The sequence below is a fragment of the Streptomyces sp. NPDC001502 genome (assembly GCF_042894785.1).
GTDB lineage: Bacteria > Actinomycetota > Actinomycetes > Streptomycetales > Streptomycetaceae > Streptomyces > Streptomyces kutzneri.
In genome coordinates this window covers 39,187-45,862 of sequence record NZ_JBIAVW010000039.1, presented here as the reverse complement: position 1 = coordinate 45,862, position 6,676 = coordinate 39,187, and the positions used below count along the sequence as shown (strand labels likewise).

General features: G+C 72.9%; 6 protein-coding genes. 5 read left to right on the top strand and 1 reads right to left on the bottom strand.

Features of this window, described 5'->3' with window-relative positions; all coding sequences use genetic code 11:
• Window positions 1-356: 356 nt before the first annotated feature.
• Window positions 357-1,490, top strand: coding sequence for a hypothetical protein (locus tag ACFY0D_RS38755; RefSeq protein WP_390802575.1), 1,134 nt, complete (start codon window positions 357-359; stop codon window positions 1,488-1,490).
• 47 nt (window positions 1,491-1,537) lie between these two features.
• Window positions 1,538-2,629 carry a phosphotransferase family protein gene (locus tag ACFY0D_RS38750; RefSeq protein WP_390802574.1) on the top strand — a complete coding sequence of 364 codons (1,092 nt, stop codon included), beginning with the start codon at window positions 1,538-1,540 and terminating at the stop codon, window positions 2,627-2,629.
• A 16-nt stretch (window positions 2,630-2,645) separates the two neighbouring features.
• Here ACFY0D_RS38750 and ACFY0D_RS38745 read toward each other — a convergent pair whose 3' ends face one another.
• Entirely contained in the window at window positions 2,646-3,125 is a 480-nt protein-coding gene (locus tag ACFY0D_RS38745) for a hypothetical protein (protein WP_390802573.1), read from the bottom strand.
• Window positions 3,126-3,342: 217 nt separating this feature from the next.
• Between ACFY0D_RS38745 and ACFY0D_RS38740 the strand changes: the two genes are divergently transcribed.
• From ACFY0D_RS38740 to ACFY0D_RS38730, 3 genes are all read left to right on the top strand, one after another.
• A complete protein-coding gene (locus tag ACFY0D_RS38740) occupies window positions 3,343-3,783 on the top strand; it encodes an Lrp/AsnC family transcriptional regulator (protein WP_030011705.1) in 441 nt (146 codons plus the stop codon).
• 62 nt (window positions 3,784-3,845) lie between these two features.
• Window positions 3,846-5,474 (top strand): amidohydrolase, encoded by a 1,629-nt coding sequence (locus ACFY0D_RS38735; RefSeq protein WP_390802572.1) that lies wholly within the window; start codon window positions 3,846-3,848, stop codon window positions 5,472-5,474.
• A gap of 303 nt (window positions 5,475-5,777) precedes the next feature.
• A complete protein-coding gene (locus ACFY0D_RS38730; protein ID WP_390802571.1) occupies window positions 5,778-6,599 on the top strand; it encodes a polyprenol monophosphomannose synthase in 822 nt (273 codons plus the stop codon).
• Window positions 6,600-6,676 lie beyond the last annotated feature (77 nt).

Genomic DNA, 6,676 nt, shown 5'->3' with positions numbered 1-6,676 from the left:
AGTCTTCGTATGTCCGGGGCGGGACGGTCGGTCAAGGGTGGAGCGCAGCGACATCGCGAAGCGACGCGACGACGAAGGAGGAGCGCCCTTGAGGGGCCGGCCCGACACGGAGAGACGATGAGACTGACGGGAAACCCCCATACGCCTCCCTGATTCCGCCCGAGCGGCTCCCGCCCCCCGAAGCCCCCGCCACACCTCCCCCCCCGCCCCCACCCCCGGCACATCGCGCCGCTCTGTCAGAGCGTGCCAGAAGGGTGGCCCCGAGGCTGGTTTCTGACGTACCGTCATATCCGCCTGAGCCGCCCCCCGAAGCCGCCCCCGAGCGGCCCCGAAGCCGTCCGTCCAGGAGGTTCGCCATGCCCGCCGACCGGCCCGTCGCGCTCGACGAATACCCCATCCACCAGGCGCCGTTGTCGATGAAGCACGTCGTCAGCGGTGACCGCAACGCCTACGACCGGTGCATCTTCCACGTCTTCGATCACGCCGGCCGCGCCGTCCTGATACTCGGCCTCGGCGTCTACCCCAACGCCGGGGTCATCGACGCCTACGCCACCCTCCGCGTCGGCGACGAGCTGCTCGCCGTCCGGGCCTCCGACGCCCTCACCGACGACCGGATGAACCTCTCGGTGGGGCCCTTGTCCATCACCGTCGACGTGCCGCTCAAGCAGCTCACGCTGCGCTGCGCCGCCGATCCGGCAGACCCGCACGGGCTCTCGTACGACATCACCTGGACCGCCGAGTTCCCCGCCGTCTGGGAGCCGCACCACGTCCAGCGGCGCGGCGACCGCCTCATGCTGGAAGGCCGCCGCTTCGTGCAGGCCGGCCAGGTGACCGGAACCATCCGGGCCAAGGGGGAGGAGCTCACCCTCACGCCGGGGGAGTGGACCGGCACCCGCGACCGGAGTTGGGGCGTGCGGCCGATCCCGGGGGAGGAGGGGGGCCGCGCGGCCGAGGAGCACCGCCCCGAGGGCTTCCACTGGCTGTGGATCCCGGTCCGTTTCGAGGACCGCTTCGTCATGGTCATCGCCCAGGAGGACGCCGACGGCCACCGCACCCTGAACGAGGCCGTGCAGGTCTTCCCCGAGGGCAGCGGCCGCCACGACGTCCAACTCGGCTGGCCGCACACCGAGATCCGCTACCGGCCCGGCAGCCGGCACCCCGAGCGGGCCGTCGTCCACCTCACCGACCCCTCCCGCAAGCCCCTCGAACTGGGCGTGGAGATCCTGAACTCCTCCCCGCTCGCCGTCGGCGCCGGATATCCGCCCGCCGGTGACTGGCAGCACGGCACCTGGCAGGGGCGCGGCTGGAGCGACCGCCGCGTCTACGACCTCTCCGACCCCGCGGCCCACCCGATGGCCGCCTTCGGGGTGACCGACCACTCGGCCCGCTTCACCCTCGACGGGCGGATCGGCCACGGCATCTTCGAACACGGCAGCTTCGGGCGTCACGACCCGAGCGGTTTCGCCGACTACTCCTCCGTCGCCCCGTAGGAAACCCGGCAAGAAGCCCAGAAGCCCAGTAGGAAAGGGGATCGACCATGGCCACCGCACCACGTCCGCGCACCTCCACCCGGGAGCCCGAGGAGCTCGGCCGCCGTCTCGCCGCCTGGCTGGACACCAGGCTCCCCGGCGCGCAGGTCACCAACGTCTCCGTCCCCGGATCGAACGGGATGTCCAGCGAGACCCTGCTCTTCGACATAGAGCACCCCGACACCCCGCTGCGCGCCTGCGCGCTGCGGCTCGCCGCCGACCCGGCGGCCTACACCGTCTTCCCGACGTACGACATGCCGCGCCAGCACCGCGTGATGAGCCTGGTCGCCCGGCACACGGACCTGCCCGTCCCGCGCGTGCAGTGGCTGGAGGAGGATCCGGGACCGCTGGGGGCGCCGTTCTTCGTGATGGCCCGTGCGGAGGGCCGGGTCCCGCCCGATGTCATGCCCTACACCTACGAGGGCAACTGGCTGCACGCCGCCACCGACGCCGAGCGCGCCGCCCTCCAGGAGGCGAGCATCTCGCTGCTGGCCCGGCTGCACGACCAGTTCCCGTCCAAGGAGGCCGAGTTCCTCCTCCCCGACGGCGAGGGCACCCCGCTGCGCCGGCACGTGGACGCCCAACGCGCCTACTACTCCTGGGTGGTGGGCGGGCTCGCGCCGTCCCCGCTCATCGAGCGGGCGTTCGCCCGCCTGGAGGAGCTGTGGCCGCAGGACGAGGGCCCCGCCGTCCTCAACTGGGGTGACGCCCGCATCGGCAACGTCATCTACGACGGCTTCGCGCCGGTGGCCGTACTGGACTGGGAGATGGCGGCGTACGCCCCGCGCGAGGTGGACCTCGGCTGGACCGTCTACCTGCACCGGTTCTTCCAGGACCTCACGGTCGGCTTCGGCCAGCCCGGCCTGCCGGACTTCCTGCGCCGCGAGGACCTGGAGCGCCGGTACGCCGCGCTCACCGGCCACACCCCGCGCGACATGGAGTTCCACACCCTCTACGCGGCCCTGCGCCACGGGATCGTGATGCTGCGCATCGCCTACCGGCAGGCCCACTTCGGGGAGGTCGAGGTCCCGGCGGACCCGGACAGCCTGATCCTGCACCACGCCAGCCTGGCCGCCATGGTGCAGGGAACGTACTGGTAAGGGAGCGGAGCGGCCGTCAGGCCGCCTGCGCGTGCTGCTGCCGCGTCTGCGCCTGCGGCCGCGGCAGCACGGGGCTCATCACACGGACCGGGCGCGAGCCCGGACCGCCGACGTGCGAGAAGGGCTGCGTCCGCCAGTCCAGGCCCTGGGGCAGGTCCGACAGGACGACGGGTTCGAGCTCCTGTGCCTCCACCGGCTGGATCATGCCGACGGTGGGCAGGGCATCGGTGGCGGGCCGGCCGGTGCCCGCGCACACGGTGAGGCCGAAGGGGTTCCACGGGGTCAGGCAGAGGGCGTGCTGCGGCAGGAACTCCTCGTCCGCGACGAGGGCGATCGACTGGCCGCAGTCGGGGCAGATCGCGTGGTGGATCTCGAATCCCTCGATCTCGTCGAGGTAATCGCCGTCCCCGCCGTCGTCCGGGTACGGTCCGTCACCGGAATCGAGCAGTTCCAGGGGCTCCGGTTCGGTGCGACCGGCGCGCTTGGTGTTCAGCATGGATGTACTCCCCCTTGGGTGGGCCGGGCGGGCAGGTTCTTCGGCCTCGGCCACAGCAACCAATTCCCGTCGAGCGTCACGAGTAACCACAACAGACAGGCCTCCACCTGCATACCCCTGTGGCCTTGGTCACATGCCTGCCGCAGATGCCTCCAGTGGGCGGACAGCACTGGGCCTGGAGCGCCCTTGGGCCGTAAGTTGAGCGGCTATGAGCGCAATGGAGGAGCTGGACCGCCAGATCGTTGATCTGCTCGTGCGGGACGGGCGGATGAGCTACACGGATCTGGGCAAGGCCACGGGACTGTCCACGTCGGCAGTCCATCAGCGAGTACGACGTCTGGAGCAGCGCGGGGTCATCCGCGGCTATGCGGCCGTGGTCGATCCGGAGGCCGTCGGCCTGCCGCTGACCGCGTTCATCTCGGTCAAGCCCTTCGACCCGAGCGCCCCGGACGACATCGCCGACCGGCTGGCCGGCGTCCCCGAGATCGAGGCCTGCCACAGCGTCGCGGGCGACGAGAACTACATCCTGAAGGTGCGCGTCGCCACCCCCCTGGAGCTGGAAGACCTCCTGGGCCGCCTGCGCGCCCTCGCCCACGTCTCGACGCGCACGACGGTCGTCCTGTCCACCCCCTACGAGGCGCGCCCGCCCCGCGTCTGACCCGCGCCCGAGCGGGGACCCGGTGGTCGGGCCGGGGTGGGCGACGCGGGACACTGGTCGGCATGACTGACCGCACCGCCCACTCCGCCGAGGCCGCCGGAGCACCGACCAGGACCGTTCTCCTCCGCGGGGGCGAGGTGCACAGCCCCGCCGACCCGTTCGCCACCGCGATGGTCGTCGAGCGCGGCCGCATCGCCTGGGTCGGTTCCGAGGGCGCCGCCGACGCCTTCGCGCAGGGCGTGGACGAGGTCGTCGACCTCGGCGGCGCGCTCGTCACGCCGGCCTTCACCGACGCCCACGTCCACACCACCTCCGCGGGCCTGGCCCTCACCGGGCTGGACCTCTCCGGGGCGCGCACCCTGCCCGCCGCGCTGGACCTCGTACGCGCCTACGCCGCGAGCCGCCCGGCCGACCGGGTGCTCCTCGGGCACGGCTGGGACGCCGCCCGCTGGCCCGAGCGCCGGGCCCCGTACCGCGCCGAGCTCGACGAGGCCACCGGCGGCCGCCCGCTCTACCTCAGCCGCGTCGACGTGCACTCGGCCGTGGTCACCACGGCCCTGCTCGCCCTCGTCCCGGCGGTACGGCCCGACGGCGACCGGCCGCTGACCGGTGACGACCACCACGCCGTACGGAGGGCCGCGCTGGCCGCAGTCACCCCCGCCCAGCGCGCCGAGGCCCAGCGGGCCGCCCTCGACCGGGCCGCCTCCCTGGGTATCGGTTCCGTCCACGAGTGCGGCGGGCCCGAGATCTCCTCCGCCGAGGACTTCACCGGTCTGCTCGCCCTGGCCGCCGAGCGGCCGGGGCCGCGCGTCTTCGGGTACTGGGCCGACCGGGACCTGGAACTGGCCGCGGAGCTCGGGGCCGTCGGAGCCGCCGGAGACCTGTTCGTCGACGGCGCCCTCGGCTCGCACACGGCCTGCCTGCACGCCCCGTACGCGGACGCCGCGCACACCGGCACCGAGTACCTCGACGTGCACGCCGTCACCGAGCACGTGGCCGCCTGCACCGAGGCGGGTCTGCAGGCCGGGTTCCACGCCATCGGGGACGCGGCGATCACCGCCGTCGTAGAGGGTGTCCGGGCGGCTGCCGAGAAGGTCGGCCTGGCCCGGGTCCGCGCCGCCCGGCACCGGGTGGAGCACGCCGAGATGATGACCCCTGCCACCATCGCGGCCTTCGCGGAGCTGGGGCTGACCGCCTCCGTGCAGCCCGCGTTCGACGCGGCCTGGGGCGGCGAGGACGGCATGTACGCCGACCGGCTCGGCGCCGGGCGGGCCCGCACCCTCAACCCGTACGCCGCCATGCTCAAGGCCGGTGTCCCGCTGGCCTTCGGCTCGGACGCGCCGGTCACTCCGCTCGACCCGTGGGGCACCGTCCGCGCGGCCGCCTTCCACCGGACCCCCGAGCACCGGATCTCCGTACGGGCCGCCTTCACCGCCCACACGCGGGGCGGCTGGCGGGCCCTGGGCCGCGACGACGCGGGCGTCCTCGTCCCCGGCGCACCGGCCGACTACGCGGTCTGGCAGACGGGTGACCTGGTCGTCCAGGCCCCCGACGACCGGGTCGCCCGCTGGTCCACCGACCCCCGCTCGGGCACCCCCGGACTGCCCGACCTGACCCCCGGATCCGCCCTGCCGGTGTGCCTCGCCACCGTCGTCGGCGGGCGGGAGGTATTCGTACGCCCACAGGGGTGATCCGGCGGGCCTCGGTTCGGTACGGGCGGTCGGACCCGGATAGGTTCGGCCGGGTCCACCACAGGAAGTCCGTGCCGGACGACTCCGTCTGCGCAGCGCGCCCGCGCCTCGGGGGCGAGGGAAGGTTTCGCCGGGCGGCGGGTGGCCCCGGTCGAGGTCCGCGGTCCAGTAGACAACGGTCACGGCGGCCCGCAGCCAGCGGGCGTCTGACCGGCCCGAAGGACCGCGGGCCCCGGCCACTGTTCTAAAGTCATCCTCTGCGACCAGACGTACAGGACGTGCAAGCGCACAAAAGGGGACTCAGTGAGCGACGGCGGACAGCGGACCTACGGACCGCTCGGTACGGCCTTGGTGATCATTCCGACCTACAACGAGGCGGAGAACATCGGGCTGATCGTCGGGCGTGTGCGCGCGGCCGTGCCCGAGGCCCACATTCTCGTCGCGGACGACAACAGCCCGGACGGCACCGGCAAGCTCGCCGACGAGCTGGCGGTCGGCGACGACCACGTCCACGTGCTGCACCGCAAGGGCAAGGAGGGGCTGGGCGCCGCCTACCTGGCCGGCTTCGTCTGGGCCCTGGAACAGGGCTACGGGGTGATCGTCGAAATGGACGCCGACGGTTCCCACCAGCCCGAGGAGCTGCCCCGCCTGCTGACCGCGCTGGCCGGCGCGGACCTGGTCCTGGGCTCCCGCTGGGTGCCGGGCGGGCGGGTGGTGAACTGGCCGAAGAGCCGGGAGTTCATCTCGCGCGGCGGTTCGACGTACTCCCGTCTGATGCTGAACCTCCCGATGCGGGACGTGACCGGCGGCTACCGGGCCTTCCGCCGGGAGACCCTGGAGGGGCTGGGGCTCGACGAGGTGGCCTCGGCGGGCTACTGCTTCCAGGTCGACCTGGCGCGAAGGGCCGTGCAGAAGGGCTTCCGCGTGGTGGAGGTCCCCATCACGTTCGTCGAGCGTGAGTTCGGCGACAGCAAGATGAGCAAGGACATCCTGGTCGAGGCGCTGTGGCGGGTCACCCAGTGGGGCATCAAGGCCCAGGCCTCCAAGCTGCTGGGCAAGGACAGCGGCAAGGACAGCGGCAAGGGCGGCGGCCCGGATACCGGCAGGCCGGGCAGCGGGGCCTGACGGGCCGGACACCCCCTAGGGGATGTCCGGTACCTCCGGCTGAGGCCGCTTTTATGCGGCCCCAGGCACACTGGATG